Source organism: Streptomyces sp. NPDC048211 (assembly GCF_043202315.1).
Lineage (GTDB): Bacteria > Actinomycetota > Actinomycetes > Streptomycetales > Streptomycetaceae > Streptomyces.
In genome coordinates, this window is record NZ_JBIDAD010000001.1 from 1,204,626 (window position 1) to 1,228,636 (window position 24,011).

Sequence of the window (24,011 nt, forward strand, 5' to 3'; positions counted from 1 at the left end):
GCACGGTCCGACCCGGGGCGCGGAGAAGAGCGGCACACGAGGAAGAGCGAACCAGGAAGAGAGCGGCACATGACGCAAATGGCGCCGGGGCGCGACCCGGGAGCGGGGAACGAGCGCGTACGGCAGCGATCCTTGACTCTGCACAGCGGGGGCGGGACGAACCGGAAATCCACGCCGTACGCGGGGGTGCGCAGTGACGCGACGCGGCTTCTGTGCGCGGGTGTCCATCTCGACAGCGACTTCCGGGGGCGGGTGATCCAGGAACTCGTTCTGCACGAGGAGCGTCCGGTCGCCCCCTCGCTCGGTATCGACGTGCTGCCGGTCCTCGTGCATGCGCTACGTGCCCGACGCGGCGAGACGCGGACCGCGCTCATGCTGCTGGCTCTGTGGGGCATGTTCATCGGGCTGGGGTGGGCCGGCATCGGTTCAGAGGCCCTGCTGCCCCTGCCCTGGTGGGTGGCCTACGCGCTGGTCTGCCTCCTCCCGGGGGTGGTGCGGGGCGCGACCGGACTCGGGGTCGCCCTCTTCACCTTGGACCGGCGGATGGTCGAGCAGGCCACCCGGGGGCGGCTGAAGATGCTGCTCCCGGTGGTGCCCGCCGTCGCGGCGCTCGTGTACTGGGCGGCTGCCCTGTTCGCTCTCTTCGGCGGGGCCGACGCCTGGGCAGCGGTACTTTTCCCCGCCGTTCTGACGCTGCCCGTATGGGCGTACCGCAGGCAGGTCACGGCGGTCATGCGTACGGAACTGGGCTCCGGGACATTCTCCAGGGCCCCGCGTGAGGCGTTGCCCGACACCGTCCGCTACCAGCGCATCGGCCAGGCCATAGCGCGCGAGCAGTACGCGGCTCTTACGGTCTATGATCCGTTCCGCCCGTTTATCGGTGCCGGACGGCCTTACGAAGAGCCATGGTCGCTGGTGATGGAGCTGAAGAAGCAGGGCGGGGAAGGGGCGGACGGCGTGCCGGCCACGCATCCGGAGCCGGGTACCGGAGTGGCAGCCGGTCCGCTGTCAGGACGGGAGGTCATCGACCTCATCAAGCCGCAACTGGAGGCCCTGCGCACCTCTGCGGCGTCCTTCGGCAGGGACCGGCTGCGTACTCTGGAGGTCGAGGAGTTCGTGTACCTCCCGACGGGTGCGGCCCGCTGGGACGTCGACTACAGCCCGAGCACAGCCGACCGGCATCTCGACGAGGCAGTGGGCGAGGGCGCGGAGGGCCGACGCCATTTCCTGCGCATCCGGATCGGGGCGTGGGACGAACAGGTCGTGGTCTCGGTTCTCGTCCGCGTCCACACCCAGGGCGGCATGCTCGTCCTGGAAGTCGTGCCGCATGTTCTCACCCCGGTCCGTCCCGAGTTCCGGGCCGTCGATGTGATCGAGGCAGGTGGCGAGCCCGACCCTCTCCGGGACGCGGTACGCGCCGTGCTCGCCACGCCCACCGCCAACTTCGCCGCGGGGGTCTCTCTCATCGGAACGGGCCTGGCGGAGCTCCGTACCTGGCTGGCGAACCCGCGCCGCGCGTTCCCCGACGGACCGGTCATGTCCGTAAGGGAGTTGGGCAGCACGGCCGAACTGTCGGTGTTCCAGGAGATGGACGTCAAGCGGTACGTGCGGACGGTTCAGGACCGCATCGCGAGCGGGGTACGCGAGGCACTGCGCGCCAAGGATTACGAGACGGGCGAATTCGAGCACCAGGTCGTCACCGTCAGCGGGGGCGGGGTGTTCATCGGAACGATGCACGGGGGAGCGGTCGCCACGGGCGAGCGCTCCTCGGCGACCCACAGCAAAGGAGACGTTCGATGACGGAGCACAGCGACAGCCGCGAGCCCGGGGGCGGTACGCAGGACGAGGAGTTCTGGGGTGCGGCCGATGACGAGGACGCCGGTGCGGTGGGGCCTGCGCCTGGGGGGATCTCCATTGGGCTGATGGCCGGAGGTGCCGCGGCGACCGGTGCGCGTGCACTCGCGGAGGACCGCGGCCGGCGCGTGGGCAACTCCGCGACGAGGGCTCACCCGCCAGGCAACGCGGTCACCCCGCCGGTCGTCCCGGGCGGCATCGGTATCGGCGCCATGACGGGTGGTGCGGTGGCCTCGGGGAGCGACGCCCGTGCGGTGGACTCCTCCTGGGAGCTGGTCGATGTGTCGCCCGAACTGCTCGCGGCCGTCACCGCACTGCGAGGACACCTGGGCGTGCTCACCAGAACCGAGGAGGTCGCGGAACTCGACGAAGGGCTTGCGGAGGTCGAGGGCGCGACGGAAGGCTCCGGCCGCGTGCCTCGGGACCGACTGGACCGGCTCCGGGAGCGGCTGGAGCTCGGTGCGACAGCGGCGGCGGGGCTCGCCTCGGCCTCGGCCGTGCTCCAGGCGATCGCCCAGTTGAGCGGATGAGGAGTGCTTCCCGATGAATCAGTGGGATCCGGACGGGCAGCGCTGGGTGCGCTCGGCACCGGGGGGCGGCAGCGGACAGGCGCCCCCCGCCAGCGACCGGGCGCGCGTGCTGATCTTGGTGGCCATGGTCGTTCTCCTGGTCGCGGTGGCGAGTGCGGCGATCTGGATGCGGGCACACGACAACGGTGCCGAGGGACAGAACCCGGCCCTCACCGCCGGTCCGGAGCCGACCCCGCCTCCTTCCGACACGTCCTACGGCGTGGCGGAGCCGTACGGGGACGACCTGAACGAGCCCGATCCGCCCGAGAGCGATTCGCCGCCGCCGGAGGTGGACGAAGACCGGCCCGAGATCGAAGGACCGACAGAGACGGTGCAGCGCTACTACGACGCGATCAACAGTGCCGACTTCGCCACTGCCTGGGAGCTGGGCGGCAAGAACCTCGGCACGAGTTACTCCACTTACGTGTCCGGCTTCGAAGAGACAGCGCGCGATGCCGTCTCCGTGACGGATGCCCAGGACGACACCGTGTACGTGGATATCACGGCATACCAGACGGATGGTGCCCGGCACGCGTACACCGGCACATACACGGTGCTCGACGGTGTGATCGTCGGAGCCGACATCGAACGGACGAGCTGAACGGCGGCGGCTGCCCGACCGACGCCGAGCGCGGCGTCGGTCGGGTGGGGACCATGCTCACCCCTGGCTGTCCGGGGTATCCGGTGCCGCGTCGGGGGCGGACTCCTGGTGCGTATCGGAGGGTCTGACCACGACCTTGCCCGAGGTCAGGTCGATGGGGCCGCGCGCGGGGTCACCGATGCCCAGATCCACCCGGGTCAGCTCCAGCCGCTTCTGTTCCTCGGCGGTGTGCTTGCGGCCGGGTGCGAAGAGTTCCTCGAAGAAGTTGAACACGGGCCACGCACCCTTCCGCCTGCTGCGGCCACCGGCGGCCGCAGGGCCTAACGCACCTCGACCACCAGGATCCTGTCGTCCCCCGCCTCGGGGGTACCGCGGCCGTCCGTCTCGCTCGTCACGAGCCAGAGCTTGTTGCCGCCCGCCGCGAGAACGGTGCGCAGACGGCCGTACTTCCCCTTGAGGAACGACTGGGGTGCCGCCAGAGGTTCCTTGTCAGCCGTACCGGACAGCGGAATCCGCCAGAGCCGCTCACCCCGCAGACCGGCCATCCAGATCGATCCCTCGGCGAAGGCGATACCGCTCGGGGACGCCTCGGACGTCTTCCACTGTGCCACGGGATCGAGGAAACCCGCCTTGCCCGCCTTGCCCTCGGCCTCCGGCCAGCCGTAGTTCCCGCCCGGCACGATCCGGTTCAGCTCGTCCCAGGTGTCCTGGCCGAACTCCGCCGCCCACAGCTGCTTGTGCCCGTCCCACGCCAGACCCTGCACATTGCGGTGACCGTACGAATACACCACGGAGTCGGCCCGCGGATTGCCGTGCAGCGGCTCACCGTCCGGGGTCATCCGCAGGATCTTGCCGGCCAGCGAGTCCTTGTCCTGCGCGCGACCGTCGTCCCCCGTCTCGCCCGTGCCCGCGTACAGCATGCGGTCCGGGCCGAAGGCGATCCGGCCGCCGTTGTGGATGGCCCCCTTCGGGATGCCCCGCAGGATCGTGTCCGGGGCGCCCAGCAGCTGACCGGGGGTCGTCCCGTCCTCGTCGTAGAGCATGCGGGCGATGCGGTTGTCCGACGCGGTGGTGAAGTACGCGTACACCAGGTGGTCCGTGCCGTAGTCGGGGGAGACGGCCAGGCCCAGCAGCCCGCCCTCGCCGGCCGGTGCCACCCCGGGCACGGTGCCCAGCAGCGTCTTCTTCCCGGTCTTCGCGTCGATCCGGGTGATCGTCCCCTTGTCGCGCGAGGACACCAGCAGGTCGCCGTCCGGGAGCTCCGCGAGACCCCACGGCGAGTCCAGCCCCTCCGTGAGGGTCGACACCACCTTCACCGAGCCCTTCGCGGGCGGCAGATCGGCCGGGGGAGGCGTGGCCGACGGCGACGTGGACGGTGAGGCCGCCCGGCCGGACGGGGGCGCGGACGAGGCGGCCGGTGAGTTCACCCCCTGGCCCGCCGTGCTCTCGGCCCCTTCCTGCGAGGAGCATCCCGCGGCGAGCATCAGGGCGCCGGCCGCCAGCACGGCCACCGTTCCCCGCCGCACGCCGTGACCACTCCCGTGGGGCGCCGCCTGACGCCCCACCGGTTCCCGCACAGATCCGAACCTCGCACCGCGCACAGCACCGACCCCTTCGACGACCGCCTGTCCCTCTGTTCTTACACCGCGGCCGCGCCCAGGGTTCCCGAAGCCCGCGGACTTTTTCGTCCGGCGATCAGGCTTCACCCGCGAACGGCCCTCCGCCGGGGCTCAGTCCCACGACTCCCGCGCGGCCGGCAGCCGGTCGATCTCGTCGAGGTCCCGCGCCGTCAGCGTCAGCCCGGCCGCCCCCGCGTTCTCGACGGCCCACCGCTCCTGCTTCGTCCCCGGCACCGGCACCACCTGCGGCCCCTGCCGCAGCACCCAGGCCAGGGCCACCTGTGCCGGCGTCGCCCCGTGCCGTTCCGCGATCCGCCGCAGCCCCACCAGCACCGGCTGGTTCGCTGCCATCATCTCGGCGGTGAACCGCGGATGCCGGGCCCGCAGGTCCTCCGGCTCGAAACCCTGGCCCGGAGTGAGCGTCCCGGTCAGATAGCCGCTGCCCAGAGGCATCGCGGCCAGGACCCCGACCCCACGCGCCGCACACCACGGAAGCAGCGCCTCCAACGCTTGCGGGGACCACACCGAGAGCTCCGCCTGGACCGCGCTCACCGGAAAGACCTGCTGGACCCGCTCCAGCTGCCGGATCGTTTCGTCGTGGGTGCGCGCTCCGCGCCGGCGCCGGGCCCCGGCACCGACCGCGCACAGCCCGAGCGCCCGCACCTTGCCCGCGCTCACCAGTTCCGCCATCGCGCCCCAGGTCTCCTCGACGGGCACCTCGGGGTCGGCCCGGTGGAGCTGGTACAGATCGATCACATCCGTCTGCAGGCGCCGCAGGGAGGCGTCACAGGCCCGCCGTACGTAGCCCGGCCGGCCGTTGGCCACGATGTGCTGATCGCCCACCAGCAGTCCGCACTTGGTGGAGAGGAAGGCCTGCTCACGGCGCCCCTTCAGGGCCCGTCCCACCAGCAGCTCATTGGTGAACGGCCCGTACATGTCGGCCGTGTCGAACAGGTCGACGCCCGCGTCCAGCGCCGCGTGCACCGCGCGCAACGCCTCGTCACCACGCCGGCGCGAGGCGCTGTACGCCCAGCTCATCGGCATGCAGCCGAGACCGACCGCGCCCACGGCCAGCGCCGCCGCACCGAGACTTCTGCGCTCCAACTCCCCGAACCCTCCCTCGCACCGCACCCCCCAAGCTAACCTCTGTGCCCGGCCGGGCTTCGCATAGCCTCCTGACCATGACTTCCACCACGCACTCCGCCGATGTTCCCGACGTATGGCTGCCCTTCGAGGCCGACGAGATCGAAGGGCTTCCCGACAGCCTCAACTACCGCTTCTGGGACGGTGGGCAGGACTTCCCCGCCGACCCCGCGCACTGCGCCTTCTACGTCGTCCCCTACATGAAGGGACCGGCGGTCGCGGTCCGTCCGCTCGGCGGCATGGGCGGGGTCCAGGTCGTGCAGACGCTCTCCGCGGGCATCGACCATGTGGAACCGGGTCTCGGACTGCTGCCCGCGGGCGTCCGGCTGTGCAACGCCAAGGGGGTCCACGAGGCCTCCACCGCCGAGCTCACCCTCGCGCTGATCCTCGCCTCGCTGCGCGGGTTCCCCGGATTCGTGCACGGCCAGGACAAGGAGGAGTGGCGGTCCGGCTTCTACCCGGCGCTCGCCGACAAGTCGGTCCTGATCGTCGGGTACGGATCGATCGGCTCGGCCATAGAGGACCGGCTCGCGCCCTTCGAGTGCGCGCGGGTGGCGCGCGTCGCGCGCTCCGCACGGACAACCGCACGCGGGCCCGTACACACACTCGACGACCTGCCCGCGCTGCTGCCCGAGGCCGACATCGTCATTCTGTCCACCCCGCTGAACCCGTCCACGCAGGGGCTGGTCGGCGCGGACTTCCTCGCCGCGATGCGGGACGGGGCGCTGCTGGTGAACGTGGCCCGCGGCGGAGTCGTCGACACCAAGGCCCTGTTGTCCGAACTCGAGTCCGGCCGGCTGCACGCCGCCCTCGACGTCACCGACCCCGAACCGCTGCCTTCCGGCCATCCCCTCTGGCATGCTCCGAACGTCCTCATCACACCGCATGTCGGCGGCAGCACCTCGGCGTTCCTGCCGCGCGCCAAGCGCCTGCTCGCCGGACAGCTCAGCCGCTTCGCCGCGGGGGAGCCGGTGCACAACGTCGTACGCACCACCGGGTGAACACGCTGCGGGCACGATCCGCTCCCCTCCGTGGCGACAACTGGGCAGGTCGTCACGGAGAGTAGAGGAACTATGTCCCTGTGTGACGGGTCTGGTGTATCGTCCCGAAAGGGGGTCTGCGTCGTGGAAGGGGCGGCGCCGGGGAGGAAGCCACACGCGAGGGGGCGACGGGCGATGTACGGCCGATGGGTGAACGATCCGGTACGGCAGACCGGCCGACGACTGCCGACGGCCCGTCAGGTGCGGCGGCGCCGCAGTCGGCCGGCGGCATCGGGGGCACCCCGGTGAGCGCGCCGGCGAGCGCCCGCGGGGCGTTCCTGGCCCGTCGGCCGGCCGTGGACCGGGCGCCCGCGGTGGTTCCCCGGCTCCTCCTCGGCCTCGTCTGCGCGGGATACGCGGTGGGTGCGGCGGTGGGCTGGGGCTCGGAGCGACTCGCGGTGTTCATGGGCGACTTCGGCCTGAGCGCGGCCGCCCTGGTCGCCGCCGTCTCCTGCTTCCTGTTCGCGCGCTCCGCGGACAACAGGTTCCGGCCGGCCTGGCTGCTGTTCTCGCTCTCCTCCCTGATGGCGGCGGCGGGCAACGGGGTATGGGGCTGGTACGAGTTCGTGCGAGGGGTCCAGGTGCCCAGCCCCTCCCTGGCCGACCTCTTCTTCCTCTGCTTCGCGCCGCCCGCCATCGTCGGACTGCTTGTCCTCGCCAAGCGCCCCGTCACCCGGGCCGGCTGGGTCTGCCTGGCTCTCGACTCCTGGCTGATCGGCGGATCGCTCCTCACGCTCTCCTGGAGCCTCGCTCTCGCCCACACCGCGCACGTGGCGGACGTCGAGGGCGCCAGCGTCGCCCGCGCGGCGCTCTCGCTGGCCTATCCGCTGCTCGACATCGTGCTGGTCTCCATGGTGCTCGCGCTGCACTTCCGGCGCTCCAGCGTCAACCGCGCCGCCGTGAACACCGCCATCGCCGCGCTGGCCCTCACCGTCCTGTGCGACGCGCTGTTCACCTCCCCGCTGCTGCGCCAGACCTACCATTCAGGCCAGTTGCTCGATGCCGGCTGGTTCGCCGGATCGCTGCTCCTGGCGTACGCCCCCTGGGGAGTCGTCCGGGACGAGGACGACACCGACCGGCAGCGCTCCGCGCCCCGTACCACCAGCCGCCCCATCTCCGGATCGCTGGCCGCGCTGACCCCGTACCTCGCCGCCGCGGTCTGCACCCTGGGCATCCTCTACAACGTCATCGAGGGCCGGCGGGTGGACCGCGTCGTGGTCTTCACCGGGTGCACGGTGGTGCTCGCGCTGGTCGTGCGGCAGGGCATCATGCTCGTCGACAACATCGCCCTCACCCAGGAACTGGCCCAGAAGGAGAACCACTTCCGCTCGCTGGTGCAGGGCTCCAGCGACGTCATCATGATCGCCGCCCCGACCGGCATACTCCGCTACGTCAGCCCCGCCGCCGCCGGAGTCTACGGACGCGAGGCGGACGACCTCATCGGCTCCGAGCTCTCCTCGATCATCCATCCCGAGGATCTCGGCGGCGTGGTCCACGAAGTGCGCCGGTTCCTCGCCGCCCCACCGGGCGAGGAACCCACCACCCGCATCGAGTGCCGCTTCCGCTCCGGCGCCGGTGAATGGCTCAACGTCGAGTCCACCGTCAACCGCCACCAGGGCGGCCTGATCCTCAACAGCCGCGACGTGACCGAACGGGTGCGCCTGCAGGCCCAGTTGCAGCACAACGCGGAGCACGACCCGCTCACCGACCTGCCCAACCGGGCGCTCTTCACCGGCCGGGTCCGCCGGGTCCTCGGCGGCCGCCGGGCGGGCGACGCGGGCACCGCCGTCCTCTTCATCGACCTGGACGGCTTCAAGGCGGCCAACGACCGGCTCGGCCACCAGGCGGGCGACGAGCTCCTGATCCAGGCCGCCCGCCGCCTGACGGATTCCGTCCGGGCGGGGGACACCGCGGCCCGCCTCGGCGGGGACGAGTTCGCCGCCCTCATCGTCGGCGACGGCGGACGCGACCAGGCCGCCCGCGAGTACCAGGTCCACGAGATCGCCGACCGGCTGCGCCTCACGCTCTCCCAGCCCTACCGCATCGGCGCCGGCGAGGTCCGGGTCACCGCCTCCATCGGGGTCGCCTTCGCCGAGCCCGGCATCACCCCCAACGACCTCATGCGCAACGCCGACCTGGCCATGTACCGCGCCAAGGCCGGCGGTAAGGACCGCGTCGAGCTGTACGCCCCGCAGATGCAGGCCGAGGTGGTGCGCCGCTCCGAGCTGGCTGCCCGGCTGCGCACCGCCCTGCGCGACGGCGAGTTCGCCCTGCTGCACCAGCCCGTGGTCCATCTGGCCAGCGGCTCCGTCGCCGCGGTCGCCGCGCAGGCCCGCTGGCGCTCCGCCCAGGGCATCCTCTTCACGCCCGCCGAGTTCCTGCGCGTGGCCGAGGACAGCGACCGCACCGCCGAACTGGGCCGCTGGCTCCTCGAAGAGGCCGTCGAGCAGGCCGCCGACCGGGCCAGGGCCGGCCATCAGGTATCCGTCGCCGTCCGGCTCTCCGCCCGCAGGCTGCTCGACAAGGGGCTGCCCTTCGGGTCCGTCGAGGCACTGCTCACCCGGTACGGGCTGCCGTCGGGGGCGCTGATGATCGAGGTGGCCGACAGCGACCCGCGGGTCCCCTTCGACGAGCTCGAACAGCGTCTGGTCGCCCTGCGGCGCCTCGGCGTACGGATCGCGCTGGACGGTTTCGGCAGCGGTTACGCCGCGATCAACGCCCTGCGCCGCCTCCCCATCGACGTACTGAAGCTGGACCGCGGCCTGGTCGAGGGCGTCGTCGAGTCCGCCCGGCTGCACAAGATCACCAGCGGGCTGCTGCGGATCGCCTGCGACCTCGGCATGCAGTCCGTGGCCGACGGTGTCGACGTCCCCGAACAGGTCCTCGCCCTGCGCGCCATGGGCTGTACGCACGGCCAGGGCATGGCCTTCTCCGGTCCGCTGGACGAGTACCGGCTGCGCCGCGCCCTGGTCCGCGGCACGTTCCCGGTGCCCGGCAGTCCCGCTGCTCAGCCCGTCCTGGCGGGCGGCTCGATCCCGCTGCTCACCGGCTCACATGGTGAGACGCCCGTCCCACCCACTTGACACGTCGAGTGCGTCGGAGAGAGGGTCAATGCCATGCGCACCCGAATTCTCGTACTTGGAAAGCGCGTCGGCTGAAGCAGGGGTCCTCGATGACACCCTGCAGACCGCACCGACGCGCTCCCCTCGCTTGCCTCACGGCACGAGGGGTTTTTTGTTGCACCGGCACCAGTCAAACCCTTGCAAAACACTCGCTAAAACCCTCAGCTTCGAGAAGAGAATGCCGATGACCGAGCAGGCCACCGGGGCCCACCATCCCCAGCCGCGGGCCCGTAGCGGCGGATCGCCGTCCGCCACCGTTGAGCACCTCACGGGCGCGCAGTCACTCATCCGTTCTCTCGAGGAAGTCGGGGCCGACACCGTATTCGGCCTTCCCGGCGGCTGCATCCTGCCGGCGTACGACCCGCTGATGGACTCCACCCGGGTCCGCCACATCCTGGTCCGCCACGAGCAGGGCGCGGGTCACGCGGCCACGGGTTATGCCCAGGCCACCGGCAAGGTCGGCGTCTGCATGGTCACCTCCGGGCCGGGCGCCACCAACCTGGTCACCCCGATCGCCGACGCGGCCATGGACTCGGTTCCCATGGTCGCGATCACCGGCCAGGTGGCCTCCGCCGCCATCGGTACGGACGCCTTCCAGGAAGCCGACATCTGCGGCATCACCATGCCGATCACCAAGCACAACTTCCTGGTCACCCGCGCCGAGGACATCGCGCACACGATCGCCGAGGCCTTCCACATCGCCTCGACCGGCCGTCCGGGCCCGGTCCTCGTCGACATCGCCAAGGACGCGCTCCAGGCGCAGACCACCTTCAGCTGGCCGCCTGTGATGGACCTGCCGGGCTACCGCCCGGTGACCAAGCCGCACGCCAAGCAGATCCGCGAGGCCGCCAAGCTCATCACCCAGGCCAAGCGCCCGGTGCTGTACGTGGGCGGCGGCGTCATGAAGGCCGGGGCCACCGCCGAGCTGAAGGTGCTGGCCGAGCTCACCGGAGCGCCCGTCACCACCACGCTGATGGCGCTCGGCTCGTTCCCCGACAGCCACCCGCTGCACGTGGGAATGCCCGGCATGCACGGTTCGGTCACCGCCGTCACCGCGCTGCAGAAGGCCGACCTGATCGTCGCCCTCGGCGCCCGTTTCGACGACCGGGTCACCGGCAAGCTGGACAGCTTCGCCCCGTACGCCAAGATCGTCCACGCCGACATCGACCCGGCGGAGATCGGCAAGAACCGCGCGGCCGACGTCCCGATCGTCGGGGACGCCCGCGAGGTCATCGCCGACCTGGTCCAGGCGGTCCAGGCCGAGCACACCGAGGGCCAGACCGGCGACTACGCCAGTTGGTGGAAGGACCTCAACCGCTGGCGCGAGACGTACCCGGTCGGCTACGACCTGCCGGAGGACGGCAGTCTCTCGCCGCAGCAGGTCATCCAGCGGATCGGTGAACTCGCACCCGAGGGCACCGTCTTCGCGGCGGGCGTCGGTCAGCACCAGATGTGGGCTTCGCACTTCATCCAGTACGAGCAGCCCGCCACCTGGCTGAACTCCGGCGGCGCGGGCACGATGGGCTACGCGGTCCCGGCCGCGATGGGCGCCAAGGCCGGAATGCCCGACCGCACGGTCTGGGCGATCGACGGCGACGGCTGCTTCCAGATGACCAATCAGGAACTCACCACCTGCGCGCTCAACAACATCCCGATCAAGGTCGCCATCATCAACAACGGCGCGCTCGGGATGGTCCGCCAGTGGCAGACCCTCTTCTACAACCAGCGCTACTCCAACACCGTGCTGCACTCCGGCGCCGACACGGACGGCAACGCGGCCAAGGGCACCCGGGTGCCCGACTTCGTGAAGCTGTCCGAGGCCATGGGCTGCTACGCGATCCGCTGCGAGGACCCGGCCGACCTGGACAAGGCCATCGCCGAGGCCAACTCGATCAACGACCGCCCGGTCGTCATCGACTTCATCGTCCACGAGGACGCCATGGTGTGGCCGATGGTCGCCGCCGGCACCTCGAACGACGAGGTCATGGCAGCCCGCGGCGTCCGCCCCGACTTCGGCGACAACGAAGACGACTGAGAGACAGAGAGAGACCGACTTCCATGTCCACCAAGCACACGCTCTCCGTCCTGGTCGAGAACAAGCCCGGTGTCCTCGCCCGGATCACCGCCCTGTTCTCCCGCCGCGGCTTCAACATCGACTCGCTCGCGGTCGGTACCACCGAACACCCCGACATCTCCCGCATCACCATCGTCGTGAATGTCGAGGACCTGCCCCTGGAGCAGGTGACCAAGCAGCTCAACAAGCTGGTCAACGTCCTGAAGATCGTCGAACTCGAGCCGTCCGCTGCGATCCAGCGTGAGCTCGTCCTGGTGAAGGTCCGCGCCGACAGCGAGACCCGCTCCCAGATCGTCGAGATCGTCCAGCTGTTCCGCGCCAAGACCGTGGACGTCTCCCCGGAGGCCGTCACGATCGAGGCCACCGGAGGCGCCGACAAGCTGGAGGCGATGCTCAAGATGCTGGAGCAGTACGGCATCAAGGAGCTCGTCCAGTCCGGCACCATCGCCATAGGACGTGGCGCGCGCTCGATCACCGACCGGTCGCTGCGCGCCCTCGACCGCACCGCGTAAATCATTCCGGGCCCGCCGCGCCGCTCGCATGGCGAGACCCGAAAACGTAACTGACGCACCCCGCCGTACGGTGGGACGCAACACCTGCACACCAAGGAGAAGACCCAGTGGCCGAGCTGTTCTACGACGACGATGCCGACCTGTCCATCATCCAGGGCCGCAAGGTCGCGGTCCTCGGCTACGGCAGCCAGGGCCACGCCCACGCGCTGTCGCTGCGCGACTCGGGTGTCGACGTCCGTGTCGGTCTGCACGAGGGCTCCAAGTCCAAGGCCAAGGCCGAGGAGCAGGGCCTGCGCGTGGTGACCCCGGCCGAGGCCGCCGCCGAGGCCGACGTCATCATGATCCTGGTTCCGGACCCGATCCAGGCCCAGGTCTACGAGGAGTCCGTCAAGGACAACCTCAAGGACGGCGACGCGCTGTTCTTCGGCCACGGCCTGAACATCCGCTTCGGCTTCATCAAGCCGCCGGCCGGCGTCGACGTCTGCATGGTCGCCCCGAAGGGCCCGGGCCACCTGGTCCGCCGCCAGTACGAGGAGGGCCGCGGCGTTCCGTGCATCGTGGCCGTCGAGCAGGACGCCACGGGCAAGGGCCTGGAGCTCGCCCTGTCGTACGCCAAGGGCATCGGCGGCACCCGCGCCGGCGTCATCAAGACGACCTTCACCGAGGAGACCGAGACCGACCTGTTCGGTGAGCAGGCCGTCCTCTGCGGTGGCACCGCCGCCCTGGTCAAGGCCGGTTTCGAGACGCTGACCGAGGCCGGTTACCAGCCGGAGATCGCGTACTTCGAGTGCCTCCACGAGCTGAAGCTCATCGTCGACCTCATGTACGAGGGCGGCCTGGAGAAGATGCGCTGGTCCATCTCGGAGACCGCCGAGTGGGGCGACTACGTCACCGGCCCGCGGATCATCACCGACGCCACCAAGGCCGAGATGAAGAAGGTCCTCGCCGAGATCCAGGACGGCACCTTCGCCAACGCCTGGATGGCCGAGTACCACAACGGTCTGCCCAAGTACAACGAGTACAAGAAGGCCGACAGCGACCACCTGCTGGAGACCACCGGCCGTGAGCTCCGCAAGCTCATGAGCTGGGTCAACGACGACGACGCGTAACCCCGATGCCTGAGGGGCGGGTCCCGGACCCGCCCCTTCGGCGTTGTTCCTGCTTCACCGCTGGAAGAGGCGGCGTCGTACGTGTGTACAAGTCGTCCAGCCTCATGTGGGTGATCCTTCCAACGGGGCGCAGTATGCGTCGTCGCGCATGACTACACTTCTCCACACATACACGCGTCAGGCCCACAGTGTCGTGCGTCTTCCACGCGGCAAGCCCCTCCACCGCCTGCGGCCGTCGGGACGGCCGTCCGCACTGGATCTGTGAGGACTCACGTGAGCTCGAAACCTGTCGTACTCATCGCTGAAGAGCTGTCGCCCGCCACGGTGGACGCCCTGGGACCGGACTTCGAGATCCGGCACTGCAACGGCGCGGACCGCGCCGAGCTCCTCCCCGCGATCGTCGATGTCGACGCCATCCTGGTGCGCTCCGCCACCAAGGTCGACGCCGAGGCCATCGCCGCCGCGAAGAAGCTGAGGGTCGTCGCCCGCGCGGGCGTCGGTCTGGACAACGTCGACGTCTCCTCGGCCACCAAGGCCGGCGTCATGGTCGTGAACGCACCGACCTCCAACATCGTCACCGCCGCCGAGCTCGCCTGCGGCCTGCTCGTCGCCACCGCGCGCAACATCCCCCAGGCCAACACCGCCCTCAAGAACGGCGAGTGGAAGCGCTCCAAGTACACCGGCGTCGAGCTGAGCGAGAAGACCCTCGGCGTCGTGGGCCTCGGCCGCATCGGCGTCCTGGTCGCGCAGCGCATGTCGGCCTTCGGCATGAAGATCGTCGCGTACGACCCCTACGTCCAGCCGGCGCGTGCCGCGCAGATGGGCGTCAAGCTCCTCTCGCTGGACGAGCTGCTGGAGGTCTCCGACTTCATCACCGTGCACCTCCCCAAGACCCCGGAGACGCTCGGCCTGATCGGCGACGAGGCGCTGCACAAGGTGAAGCCCTCGGTGCGCATCGTCAACGCCGCGCGTGGCGGCATCGTCGACGAGGAGGCGCTCGCCTCCGCCCTCAAGGAGGGCCGTGTCGCCGGAGCCGGCCTCGACGTCTACACCAAGGAGCCCTGCACGGACTCCCCGCTCTTCCAGTTCGACCAGGTCGTCTGCACCCCGCACCTCGGCGCCTCCACGGACGAGGCCCAGGAGAAGGCCGGCATCGCGGTCGCCAAGTCGGTGCGCCTCGCGCTCGCCGGTGAGCTCGTGCCGGACGCGGTCAACGTCCAGGGCGGCGTCATCGCCGAGGACGTCCGTCCCGGACTGCCGCTCGCCGAGAAGCTCGGCCGGATCTTCACCGCCCTCGCGGGCGAGGTCGCGGCCCGCCTCGACGTCGAGGTGTACGGCGAGATCACCCAGCACGACGTGAAGGTGCTCGAACTCTCCGCGCTCAAGGGCGTCTTCGAGGACGTCGTCGACGAGACCGTCTCGTACGTGAACGCCCCGCTGTTCGCGCAGGAGCGCGGTGTCGAGGTCCGCCTCACCACCAGCTCCGAGTCGCCCGACCACCGCAACGTGGTCACCGTGCGCGGCACGCTGTCCAGCGGTGAGGAGATCGCGGTCTCCGGCACGCTGGCCGGCCCCAAGCACCTCCAGAAGATCGTCGCGATCGGCGAGCACGATGTGGACCTGGCGCTCGCCGACCACATGGTCGTGCTGCGTTACGACGACCGCCCCGGCGTCGTCGGCGCGGTCGGCAAGATCCTCGGCGAGGCCGGCCTGAACATCGCGGGCATGCAGGTCTCCCGGGCCGCCGCGGGTGGCGAGGCGCTGGTCGTCCTCACCGTGGACGACGACGTCCCGGTGTCGGTGCTGACCGAGATCTCCTCGGAGATCGGCGCGGCCTCGGCCCGCTCGGTGAACCTCACCGCCTGATTCCTTACGGTCCGGGGCCGCTCCCGGACCGACCGCACCCGGCATGTAGACGTGCGTCTTACACAAACGTCCACATGCCGGGTACGCTGCTGTCATGGGACATCGTGAGGATCTGCTCGAAGGCGCCAAGCGCTGCCTGCTGGAGAAGGGGTACGCCCGGACGACGGCGCGTGACATCGTGGCGGCCTCGGGAACGAACCTCGCCTCCATCGGCTACCACTACGGCTCCAAGGAGGCCCTGCTCAACCTCGCCTTCCTCAAGGTGACGGAGGAGTGGGGGGACGTGCTGACCAAGGAGGGTGACGCGGACGAGAGCGCCCACGAGGTGCCCCCGGCGCCGCTCGACCAGTTCCGCGAGACCTGGGAGCGGGTGATCGGCAGCTATGAGCAGACCCGCGCCGTCTGGCAGCTCCAGATGGAGGTCATCTCCCGGATCGACTCCGACCCCGAGCTCCAGAAGGCCCTCGCCGGCCCGCAGCGCGAGGGCCGCGACGGCCTCGCCGAGAACATGCTGGGCATCGACCCCGGGACCGACCCCGAGAAGGCGCGCGTGGCCGGGCTCTTCTGCCAGGCGCTGCTTGCCGGCGTCATGGTCCAGTGGCTGATGGACAGCGAATCGGCGCCCTCGGCACAGGACCTGACGGACGGGCTGAAGGCGGTACTGGAAGGCCGGGTCGGCCCCACCGCCCCGGACACCTCCGCCTGAGAGCGGATCCCGCCGGGGAGGGCGGGGCAGCCTTTCCTCCGTTCCGTGCGCGCCCACCCGGTAACGTCGTCGACGTAGCCCGGGAGTCGGCGCAGGCAGGGAGTGGTGGCGGATGAGGCGGCGAGTCCAGGAACCCCGAAGGAACGGCGGCCCGCGATGAGCGCCCGGGCGGGGGAGACCTTCGACATCGCGCGGGCCGTCGCCGACATCGACGCCCTGCTGACCGCGCCCCTGCCGGCCGCCGGGCCGACGGAGGCCCACGGGGACCCGGTCACGGGCGAGTGGACGGTCACCACGGGGCAGGGCTTCCGGATCGTTCCGCTCTGGGAGGGCGCTTCCCCCGACGACGGGGCGGACGAGGCGGAGGAGGCGGCCGAGGCGCAACTGGCCGCGCTCGTCGGGGAGCTGGAGGCCCGCTGGGGAGGCCACCACCGGGTGGCGGTCCATGTGGCGCTGCTCCTCAGGGAGCACGGCGAACCGGCTTCCGTACCGGCGCTGTTCGAGGCGCTGCTCGACGAGGACTGTTACGGCGACCTGAGCGCGTGGGGACCGGTGTCCGCACAGGGCCGGTGGGTCGCGGTGAGCGTCGGGCACAGCGACGGGGACGCCCCTCTGGTCATGGCCGCCGTCGTCAGCGACCGCCCGATCGTCGCCCCCGACCCGCCGCCCTGGCTGTAGGCCGTGTCCCCGGGGCCGGCTCCGCGAAGCGCGCCCACGGACTCCGTCAGGCCGGCGGCAGCGCCCGGCAGAGTGCCTCCAGCGCGGCCGTGAACGCGTGGTCCGGCGGGGCGGCGTAGCCCACGACCAGGCCGTCCGGGGCCGTCGCCGTCGCGGCCGGATGGCGGAAGCCGTCCAGTCCGTCCAGGGCGAGGCCCTGCCAGGCGGCGGCCTTGACCGTGGACTGCTCGGTGCCGGGCGGCAGCCGCAGGACGGCGTGCAGACCCGCCGCGATGCCGGTGGGGGTGATGTGCGGGGCGTGCTCGGCGAGGGCCGCGACGAGCCGGTCACGGCGCTCGCGGTAGCTCCGGCGCATCCTGCGGACATGGCGGTCGTACCGGCCCGACGTGATCAGCTCGGCGAGGGTCAGCTGGTCCGGCACGCTCGCCCAGGCCTCACGTTCGCCCTTCGCGGCCAGTACCCGGTCGACGAGCCGTTCCGGCAGCACCATCCAGCCCAGGCGGACCGCCGGTGACAGGCTCTTGCTGACCGAGCCGGCATAGAGGACCCGGTCCGGATCCAGTCCCTGCACCGCACCCACCGGCTCCCGGTCGTACCGGAACTCCCCGTCGTAGTCGTCCTCCACGACCAGGCCGCCCCGGGCGCGCGCCCAGTCGACCACGGCCGAGCGGCGCTCCGGATGCAGTGGTCCTCCGGTGGGGAACTGATGAGCCGGAGTCAGCAGGACGCTCCGTACACCGGACAGCCCGGTCAGCTCGTCGACGCGCGCGCCGTCCTCGTCGAGTGCCAGCGGGACCGTGCGCACCGAGGCGGCGTCCAGGACCGACCGGTGGAAACCGAGCCCGTACGATTCCACGGCCAGCGGGCCGTGCAGGACACCGGCCCCCGTCAGCAGCCGCAGGGCATGGGCGAATCCCGAGCAGATCACGATCCGCTCGGCAGTGGTGCGGACGCCGCGCGAGCGCCCCAGGTAGTCGGCGAGAGCGCGGCGGAGCTCGATCCGGCCCTGGGGGTCACCGGGGCCGAAGGCGTCGTTCGGCGCCGCGTTCAGGGCGCGCCGGGAGGCGGAGAGCCAGGCGGTGCGCGGGAACGAACCGGCGTCCGGCCTGCCCTGCCGCAGGTCGTGGACCGGGCCCGCCGGACGGTGCGGCGGCCTCTTCGGTACGCGGGCGGACGCCACGGGCGCGGCGCGCCGGGCGACCAGGGTCCCGGAACCCTGACGGGCGGTCAGCCAGCCTTCCGCGACCAGCTCGGCGTAGGCGTCGGCGACCGTGTTGCGGGCCAGGCCGAGATCGGCGGCGAGCGACCGGTAGGGCGGCAGCCGGGTCCCGGGGGCCAGCCTCCCGTCCCGTACGGCGTCGCGCAGCGCGCGGATGAGGACGGCCCGGCGGCTGCCCGGTCCGGCCAGGTCGAGGAGCAGATCGCTGCCGATCCGCTCCGCGGAATTGACCCATGAATCCGACATGAAAATGCACCCTACGCGAGGTCTTTACGGCTCATAACGTAGAGGACATGACGAACCACGAAGCAGCAGTCGCCGCCCCTCGCCTCAACTTCGCCAAGGCCGCCCCGAAGGCGTTCAAGGCCCTCATCGGCTTCGACGCCGCCGCACGCCAGGACCTGGACCCCGCCCTGGTCGAACTCGTACAGATCCGCTCCTCGCAGCTCAACGGCTGCGCCTACTGCCTCCACATGCACACCACCGACGCGCGCAAGGCGGGGGAGAGCGAGGAGCGGCTGCACATGGTGGCCCTCTGGCGGGAGGCGGCCCACTTCTTCACCGCGGAGGAGCAGGCCGCGCTGGCGCTGACCGAGGCCGTCACCCTGGTCTCCCGCGGCGGAGTCCCCGACGACGTCTACGCCCGTGCGGCGGCCGTGTTCGACGAGACGCGGCTCGCCGGACTCCTGGCGCTGATCTTCACCATCAACACCTGGAACCGCATCGCCCTGTCCACCGCCAAGGTGCCCGGCACGGACGAGCGGGCGGCGTAGCGACCGGCGGACCCGCAGGTTCCTCGGACGGACGGACGGACGGACGAACGAACGGGCGGGCGCGCGGGCGCGCGGGCCCCGGACCGGCGCCCGCCTCCGTACCCCGTGATCTGCGGGCCCGCCTCCGTACCCCGTGATCTGCGGGAGCGCACCGGGCACGTCGGTCTCTCGGGCGCGGCGCGGGTGCTTGTGCGGGGCGGAGCCGGCGCGGAATCCGAGCCGTCCGCAACGGTCCGCCAGCGGCAGCTGTCCGCCCGGGGCCGTCCTGAGGAGTCCTCGACGCGGATTCATTCCGGGCGCCCTCGACGCCAGTTGCCTCATGTGACGCGCCGCCGGGCGCGTAGGCCGGCAACCGGAGGCGTCGGCGGCGGCGATCGCCGCTTCTGGCATGATCATGCCGACTGATCGGCCGGGCCGTGTCCGCCGGCCGACCCGGATTCCTTCCGCTCGAAAGGTTCCACTCATGCGCATGAAGCAACTGCTCGTCGCCGGCGCGGCGGCTCTCCTCGCCACCGCCGGAACCGTTGCCGTCGGTTCCCCCGCACAGGCCGTCGACTGCGACCACGTCTGGTACACCGACGAGTCGGACTCGATCGGCTCGGTCGACCAGGGCGGACGCCTGTGCTTCGCCGAGCACGGCGACTACGTCTACCTGACCGACTTCGACGCCGACGGCTACAGCGTCCTCCTCGGCGTGTTCATGGACGGCACCGGTCAACTCCTGTACACCCTGCAGGCGTCGGGCGCCGGTGACGTGCAGACGGCCAACGCCGGCGACGGCATCGCCTTCCACAACCTGCCCGAGGTGGACATCAGGTTCCGGATGTACCTGACCAAGTCCGGTTCGGGCCCGGTCGGCGACGTCACGCACGTCGTGAACAACGACCACTGAACGACGGGGGCGGCCGCCCTGGAGCCGGCCGCCCGCAGTGGCGCGGCCACGACGATCGGAGACCGCGAGGGCGGCTTCGGGTGCGGCGGCCGGGTTTCGCCCTGCGGCGACGACACCGTCGACGCCTTCGTGCGGACGGTGGCCGTGGCGCCGCCGGGATGCTGTCGCCCGGCGCCGTCACTGCCCGATGTCCTGGGCGTCGGGCCGGGTCGACCGCGTGTTGCGAGGGCCCTGTGGCGGATTCCGGAAGGACCTCAGAGCCGGGAGGTCTTCAGGGCCATGTGCAGCAGCAGCCGGTCCTCGCCCTCGTTCAGGTCGAGGCCGGTGAGCTGCTGGACCCGGGAGAGGCGGTAGTACAGCGTCTGCCGGTGGATGCCCAGCTCGGCGGCCGTCCGGGACGCCTGGCCCGCGCAGTCGAGGAACACCTCCGCCGTACGGGCCAGATCCCGGTGCGGTGGGCTGAGCAGCGGGCGGACCGAGCGGTCCGGGAGCGCGCCGGGCGTGAGCGCGGTCAGCAGGCGGTACGGGCCGATGGCCGCCCACTCGGCGACCGGGCCGAACCGGGTCTCCGCCGCTGCCGCCCGGGCCGCGGCCGATGCCTCGTGCCAGGCGTCGGCCAGTTCGGCGAGTCCGCGGCGCGGAACCGCGATCCCGGCGGTGGCGGCCGTCCCCGCGGTGGTGCGCAGCCGGTCGGCGGCGGTGAGCGCGGGGTCCAGGACGTCGTGCGACCGCAGGCGGACCAGCGCGGCCAGCGCCGGGGACCCCGCCAGGCCCGGCGAGGTCGCGCCGGACAGGGCCGCCGCCGACGGCACCGTACGCACCGAGGGCGGTTCGTCCGGCCACGGCGTCACACACACCACCGTGTGCAGCCCCTCCGCGTCCGGCCCGAGCGCCTCGGCGAGCGCGGCCACCGCCATGTCGCGCTGCCAGCCGCGCCCCGCCGTGAGGACCGCGCCGAACTCCCGGGACAGGTCCGTGCCCGCCCGTGCCTCGTCGGAGAGCAGCGCCCCGATCCGGGCCGCCACGTCCATCGCCGCGTCGAGCTGATGGTCGGTCGGCCCCGGGTCGGCGTCCAGCAGCCATACGTAACCGAGCACGACACCCCGATGGCGTACGGGCAGGCAGATCCGGTCCCGGTAGACACCGGCCTCCGGGGCGGCCGGGATGCGGACGGGGCCGGTGGCGCGGGTGATGCCGAAGTTCTCGAACCAGGCGCGGACCGCGGGGGTCGAGCGGCGGGTCAGGATCGAACGGGTGCGGACCGGGTCCATCGCCGTGTCGTCGTCGCTGTCGTGTGCCCCGAAGGCGACCAGGCCGAAGTCACGGTTCTCCAGCGTCGCGGGGACGCCGAGCAGCGCGGAGATCTCGTCGACCAGCTCCTGGTAATCGCCCTTCACCCGGCCATTCTCGCACCCCTTCAGACATATGTCTGAGATCCAGGGCACGGATGCGTGACAGCTGTCGATGGCACAGGATCGGAGGGATCCTTAGATTTCACGGTGGTTCTCCGTGCTGTACCGCTTCTGTTCCCTATCGGGCACTTGTAGCGGTTCGGCCTTCGTTCGTACTTTCCGTGGAGGTGCCCCGTGCTGGGTCCCGTGATTCTCGCCGCGTCACGCAGCGACAAGATGCGCCGTTTCATCTCGGCCGCCCCGGGCACGAAGCAGGTCGTCGACCGGTTCATCGCCGGTGAGACGGTCGAGCACGTCGTCCCGGTCATCGAGGACGCCACCGGCAAGGGCCTTGAGGTCACCCTCGACGTGGTCGGTGAGGACATCACGACTCCCGAGCAGGCCGCCGCCGCGCGCGACGCCTACCTGGAGCTCATCGGCCGCCTCAAGGACCTCGGCCTGGGCACGAAGGCGGAGATGTCCGTCAAGCTCTCCATGTTCGGCCAGGCGCTGGAGAACGGCCACGAGCTGGCCCTCGCCAACGTCCGCCCGGTCGTCGAGGCCGCCGCAGCGATCGGCACCACGGTCACCCTGGACGCCGAGGACCACACCACCCTCGACTCGATGTTCGCCATCCACGAGGAGCTGCGGAAGGACTACCCGCAGACCGGCTGCGTCATCCAGGCCTACCTCTTCCGCACCGAGGACGACGCCCGCCGCCTGGCCGACGCCGGCAGCCGCGTGCGCATCGTGAAGGGCGCCTACAAGGAGCCCGCCTCCGTCGCGTACCAGGACAAGGCCGAGATCGACAAGGCGTACGTCCGCATCCTGAAGACGCTGATGGAGGGCGAGGGCTACCCGATGATCGGGTCCCACGACCCGCGCCTGATCGCCATCGCCCAGGAGCTGGGCCGCAAGGCCGGTCGCAAGCTCGACGAGTACGAGTTCCAGATGCTGTACGGCATCCGCAGCGACGAGCACATCCGGCTCGCGGCCGAGGGCCACCGCATGCGTGTCTACACCGCGTACGGCACCGACTGGTACGGCTACTTCATGCGACGCCTCGCGGAGAAGCCGGCCAACCTGCTGTTCTTCGGCCGCTCCATCCTCACCAAGGGCTGAGCCCCCTCCACCTCTCTACCTAAGGAGCAACGGAACTCATGGACGCTGTGACCCAGGTCCCCGCGCCGGTCAACGAGCCGGTCCACTCCTACGCCCCGGGCTCCCCGGAGCGCGCCCGCCTGGAGGCGAAGCTCAAGGAGCTCAGCCAGAACCCGATCGACCTGCCGATGACCATCGGCGGCGAGAAGCGGATGGGCGGCGGCGAGCGCTTCGACGTCGTGCAGCCCCACAACCACAAGGCCGTCATCGGCACGTACGCCGGCGCGACCGAGCAGGACGCGCAGGACGCGGTCGACGCCGCCCTCGCCGCCGCCCCGGCCTGGCGCGCGATGGCCTTCGACGACCGCGCGGCGATCATCCTGCGCGCCGCCGAGCTGCTCTCCGGCCCCTGGCGCGAGACGCTCGCCGCCTCCACGATGCTCGGCCAGGGCAAGACCGCCCAGCAGGCCGAGATCGACTGCCCCTGTGAGCTCGTCGACTTCTGGCGCTTCAACGTGCACTACGCGCGCCAGATCCTGGCCGAGCAGCCCCCGGCGAACTCCGCCGGCGTGTGGAACCGCATGGACCACCGCCCGCTGGAGGGCTTCGTCTACGCGATCACGCCGTTCAACTTCTCGGCCATCGCCGCCAACCTGCCCACCGCCCCCGCCCTCATGGGCAACGTGGTGGTCTGGAAGCCGTCCCCGACGCAGACCCACGCCGCCGTGCTGCTGATGCAGCTCCTGGAGGAGGCCGGTCTGCCCAAGGGCGTCATCAACCTGGTGACCGGCGACGGCATCGCGGTCTCCGAGGTGGCCCTGAACCACCGCGACCTGGCCGGCATCCACTTCACCGGCTCGACCCCCACCTTCCAGCACCTGTGGAAGACGGTCGGCAACAACATCGCCAACTACCGCACCTACCCGCGGCTCGTCGGTGAGACCGGCGGCAAGGACTTCGTCGTCGCCCACCCGTCGGCGGACCACGCCGTCCTGAAGACCGCGCTGACCCGCGGCTCCTTCGAGTACCAGGGCCAGAAGTGCTCGGCGTCCTCGCGCGCCTACGTCCCCGCCTCCATCTGGAACTCCGGTTTCAAGGAGAAGTTCGCGGCCGAGGTCGACTCCATCACCATGGGCGACGTCACCGACCTGTCGCACTTCATGGGCGCCGTCATCGACGACCGCTCGTTCGCGAAGAACAAGGCCGCCATCGACCGTGCCGCGGCCGACCCGGCGTGCACGATCATCGCGGGCGGCACGTACGACGACTCGGTGGGCTACTTCGTCCGCCCGACCGTCATCGAGTGCAGCGACCCCGAGAACGAGGTCTTCACGACCGAGTACTTCGGCCCGATCCTCGCCGTGCACGTCTACGAGGACGAGAACTACGACGCCATGCTGGAGCAGATGGAGTCGGTCTCCGACTACGCCCTGACCGGTGCCGTCATCGCGAACGACCGCGCCGCGGCCGCGCACACGATGGAGAAGCTGCGGTACGCCGCGGGCAACTTCTACATCAACGACAAGTCGACCGGCGCCGTCGTCGGCCAGCAGCCCTTCGGCGGCGGCCGTGCCTCGGGTACGAACGACAAGGCGGGCGCCCCGCAGAACCTCCAGCGCTGGACCCTGACCCGGGCCATCAAGGAGACGCTGGTCCCGCCGACCGAGTACACCTACCCCCACCAGGGCTGACGCCCTCCGGGGCACTGCCCCGCCCCGAACACCGCCTCCCGCCCGGTTCCC

At 71.0% G+C, this 24,011-nt stretch carries 20 protein-coding genes; 15 read left to right on the plus strand and 5 right to left on the minus strand.

Annotation, left to right across the window (positions count from 1 at the left end):
* Positions 1-132 precede the first annotated feature (132 nt).
* Genes ACGFZA_RS05520 through ACGFZA_RS05530 form a run of 3 tightly spaced genes read left to right on the plus strand, consistent with a single transcriptional unit; the run spans position 133 to position 3,024 of the window.
* Entirely contained in the window at positions 133-1,800 is a 1,668-nt protein-coding gene (locus ACGFZA_RS05520; protein ID WP_393677293.1) for a hypothetical protein, read from the plus strand.
* Positions 1,797-2,384, plus strand: coding sequence for a hypothetical protein (locus ACGFZA_RS05525; RefSeq protein WP_393677295.1), 588 nt, complete (start codon positions 1,797-1,799; stop codon positions 2,382-2,384). The genes ACGFZA_RS05520 and ACGFZA_RS05525 overlap by 4 nt, the downstream gene beginning before the upstream one ends.
* 13 nt (positions 2,385-2,397) lie before the next feature.
* Positions 2,398-3,024 (plus strand): hypothetical protein, encoded by a 627-nt coding sequence (locus tag ACGFZA_RS05530; RefSeq protein WP_393677297.1) that lies wholly within the window; start codon positions 2,398-2,400, stop codon positions 3,022-3,024.
* 57 nt (positions 3,025-3,081) lie between these two features.
* Here the strand turns inward: ACGFZA_RS05530 and ACGFZA_RS05535 are convergent, their stop codons facing one another.
* From ACGFZA_RS05535 to ACGFZA_RS05545, 3 genes are all read right to left on the minus strand, one after another.
* On the minus strand, positions 3,082-3,297 hold the full coding sequence (locus tag ACGFZA_RS05535; protein ID WP_393677299.1) for a DUF6191 domain-containing protein: 216 nt from the start codon (positions 3,295-3,297) through the stop codon (positions 3,082-3,084).
* A 47-nt stretch (positions 3,298-3,344) separates the two neighbouring features.
* Entirely contained in the window at positions 3,345-4,535 is a 1,191-nt protein-coding gene (locus tag ACGFZA_RS05540; protein ID WP_385284151.1) for a PQQ-dependent sugar dehydrogenase, read from the minus strand.
* Between the two features lie 219 nt (positions 4,536-4,754).
* A complete protein-coding gene (locus ACGFZA_RS05545; RefSeq protein WP_385284148.1) occupies positions 4,755-5,711 on the minus strand; it encodes an aldo/keto reductase in 957 nt (318 codons plus the stop codon).
* 113 nt (positions 5,712-5,824) lie between these two features.
* On the opposite strand from ACGFZA_RS05545, the gene ACGFZA_RS05550 reads away from it, so the two are divergent.
* The 8 genes from ACGFZA_RS05550 to ACGFZA_RS05585 all read left to right on the plus strand — a co-directional run bounded on the left by ACGFZA_RS05550 (position 5,825) and on the right by ACGFZA_RS05585 (position 16,893).
* Positions 5,825-6,787 carry a 2-hydroxyacid dehydrogenase gene (locus ACGFZA_RS05550; protein WP_385284123.1) on the plus strand — a complete coding sequence of 321 codons (963 nt, stop codon included), beginning with the start codon at positions 5,825-5,827 and terminating at the stop codon, positions 6,785-6,787.
* Positions 6,788-6,972: 185 nt separating this feature from the next.
* Entirely contained in the window at positions 6,973-9,909 is a 2,937-nt protein-coding gene (locus ACGFZA_RS05555) for a putative bifunctional diguanylate cyclase/phosphodiesterase (protein ID WP_393677302.1), read from the plus strand.
* A 217-nt stretch (positions 9,910-10,126) separates the two neighbouring features.
* Positions 10,127-11,983 (plus strand): acetolactate synthase large subunit, encoded by a 1,857-nt coding sequence (locus tag ACGFZA_RS05560; RefSeq protein ID WP_385284118.1) that lies wholly within the window; start codon positions 10,127-10,129, stop codon positions 11,981-11,983.
* Between the two features lie 23 nt (positions 11,984-12,006).
* The gene (ilvN, locus tag ACGFZA_RS05565) at positions 12,007-12,534 is read left to right on the plus strand and encodes an acetolactate synthase small subunit (protein ID WP_136329340.1); all 528 of its coding nucleotides are present in this window, start codon (positions 12,007-12,009) and stop codon (positions 12,532-12,534) included.
* A 107-nt stretch (positions 12,535-12,641) separates the two neighbouring features.
* Positions 12,642-13,643 carry a ketol-acid reductoisomerase gene (ilvC, locus tag ACGFZA_RS05570; protein ID WP_385284115.1) on the plus strand — a complete coding sequence of 334 codons (1,002 nt, stop codon included), beginning with the start codon at positions 12,642-12,644 and terminating at the stop codon, positions 13,641-13,643.
* A 273-nt stretch (positions 13,644-13,916) separates the two neighbouring features.
* The gene (serA, locus tag ACGFZA_RS05575; RefSeq protein WP_385284113.1) at positions 13,917-15,509 is read left to right on the plus strand and encodes a phosphoglycerate dehydrogenase; all 1,593 of its coding nucleotides are present in this window, start codon (positions 13,917-13,919) and stop codon (positions 15,507-15,509) included.
* A gap of 94 nt (positions 15,510-15,603) precedes the next feature.
* The gene (locus ACGFZA_RS05580; protein WP_393677306.1) at positions 15,604-16,215 is read left to right on the plus strand and encodes a TetR/AcrR family transcriptional regulator; all 612 of its coding nucleotides are present in this window, start codon (positions 15,604-15,606) and stop codon (positions 16,213-16,215) included.
* A gap of 156 nt (positions 16,216-16,371) precedes the next feature.
* Complete coding sequence (locus tag ACGFZA_RS05585; RefSeq protein ID WP_393677308.1) at positions 16,372-16,893, plus strand: hypothetical protein; 522 nt, start codon at positions 16,372-16,374, stop codon at positions 16,891-16,893.
* 46 nt (positions 16,894-16,939) lie between these two features.
* Here ACGFZA_RS05585 and ACGFZA_RS05590 read toward each other — a convergent pair whose 3' ends face one another.
* A complete protein-coding gene (locus ACGFZA_RS05590) occupies positions 16,940-18,358 on the minus strand; it encodes a PLP-dependent aminotransferase family protein (protein ID WP_393677310.1) in 1,419 nt (472 codons plus the stop codon).
* Between the two features lie 47 nt (positions 18,359-18,405).
* Between ACGFZA_RS05590 and ACGFZA_RS05595 the strand changes: the two genes are divergently transcribed.
* Entirely contained in the window at positions 18,406-18,885 is a 480-nt protein-coding gene (locus tag ACGFZA_RS05595; RefSeq protein ID WP_393677312.1) for a carboxymuconolactone decarboxylase family protein, read from the plus strand.
* Positions 18,886-19,348: 463 nt separating this feature from the next.
* Positions 19,349-19,777 (plus strand): hypothetical protein, encoded by a 429-nt coding sequence (locus ACGFZA_RS05600; RefSeq protein ID WP_385284099.1) that lies wholly within the window; start codon positions 19,349-19,351, stop codon positions 19,775-19,777.
* Positions 19,778-20,031: 254 nt separating this feature from the next.
* On the opposite strand, the gene ACGFZA_RS05605 is transcribed toward ACGFZA_RS05600, so the two are convergent.
* Entirely contained in the window at positions 20,032-21,174 is a 1,143-nt protein-coding gene (locus ACGFZA_RS05605) for a PucR family transcriptional regulator (RefSeq protein WP_393677315.1), read from the minus strand.
* Between the two features lie 189 nt (positions 21,175-21,363).
* Between ACGFZA_RS05605 and ACGFZA_RS05610 the strand changes: the two genes are divergently transcribed.
* Together ACGFZA_RS05610 and pruA are read left to right on the plus strand one after the other, a co-directional pair.
* A complete protein-coding gene (locus tag ACGFZA_RS05610; RefSeq protein ID WP_385284093.1) occupies positions 21,364-22,290 on the plus strand; it encodes a proline dehydrogenase family protein in 927 nt (308 codons plus the stop codon).
* Between the two features lie 38 nt (positions 22,291-22,328).
* Positions 22,329-23,960, plus strand: a complete 1,632-nt coding sequence (pruA, locus tag ACGFZA_RS05615; RefSeq protein ID WP_385284091.1) for an L-glutamate gamma-semialdehyde dehydrogenase — start codon at positions 22,329-22,331, stop codon at positions 23,958-23,960.
* Positions 23,961-24,011 lie beyond the last annotated feature (51 nt).

What these genes read in the sequence shown, in the direction of transcription:
- ACGFZA_RS05530 (WP_393677297.1), top strand. Translation starts at nt 2,398, where the DNA reads ATGAATCAGTGGGATCCGGACGGGCAGCGCTGGGTGCGCTCGGCACCG.
- ilvN (WP_136329340.1), top strand. Translation starts at nt 12,007, where the DNA reads ATGTCCACCAAGCACACGCTCTCCGTCCTGGTCGAGAACAAGCCCGGT.
- ACGFZA_RS05560 (WP_385284118.1), top strand. Translation starts at nt 10,127, where the DNA reads ATGCCGATGACCGAGCAGGCCACCGGGGCCCACCATCCCCAGCCGCGG.
- ACGFZA_RS05555 (WP_393677302.1), top strand. Translation starts at nt 6,973, where the DNA reads ATGGGTGAACGATCCGGTACGGCAGACCGGCCGACGACTGCCGACGGC.
- ACGFZA_RS05590 (WP_393677310.1), bottom strand. Translation starts at nt 18,358, where the DNA reads ATGTCGGATTCATGGGTCAATTCCGCGGAGCGGATCGGCAGCGATCTG.
- ACGFZA_RS05600 (WP_385284099.1), top strand. Translation starts at nt 19,349, where the DNA reads ATGCGCATGAAGCAACTGCTCGTCGCCGGCGCGGCGGCTCTCCTCGCC.
- ACGFZA_RS05595 (WP_393677312.1), top strand. Translation starts at nt 18,406, where the DNA reads ATGACGAACCACGAAGCAGCAGTCGCCGCCCCTCGCCTCAACTTCGCC.
- ACGFZA_RS05550 (WP_385284123.1), top strand. Translation starts at nt 5,825, where the DNA reads ATGACTTCCACCACGCACTCCGCCGATGTTCCCGACGTATGGCTGCCC.
- ACGFZA_RS05525 (WP_393677295.1), top strand. Translation starts at nt 1,797, where the DNA reads ATGACGGAGCACAGCGACAGCCGCGAGCCCGGGGGCGGTACGCAGGAC.
- ACGFZA_RS05580 (WP_393677306.1), top strand. Translation starts at nt 15,604, where the DNA reads ATGGGACATCGTGAGGATCTGCTCGAAGGCGCCAAGCGCTGCCTGCTG.
- pruA (WP_385284091.1), top strand. Translation starts at nt 22,329, where the DNA reads ATGGACGCTGTGACCCAGGTCCCCGCGCCGGTCAACGAGCCGGTCCAC.
- ACGFZA_RS05585 (WP_393677308.1), top strand. Translation starts at nt 16,372, where the DNA reads ATGAGCGCCCGGGCGGGGGAGACCTTCGACATCGCGCGGGCCGTCGCC.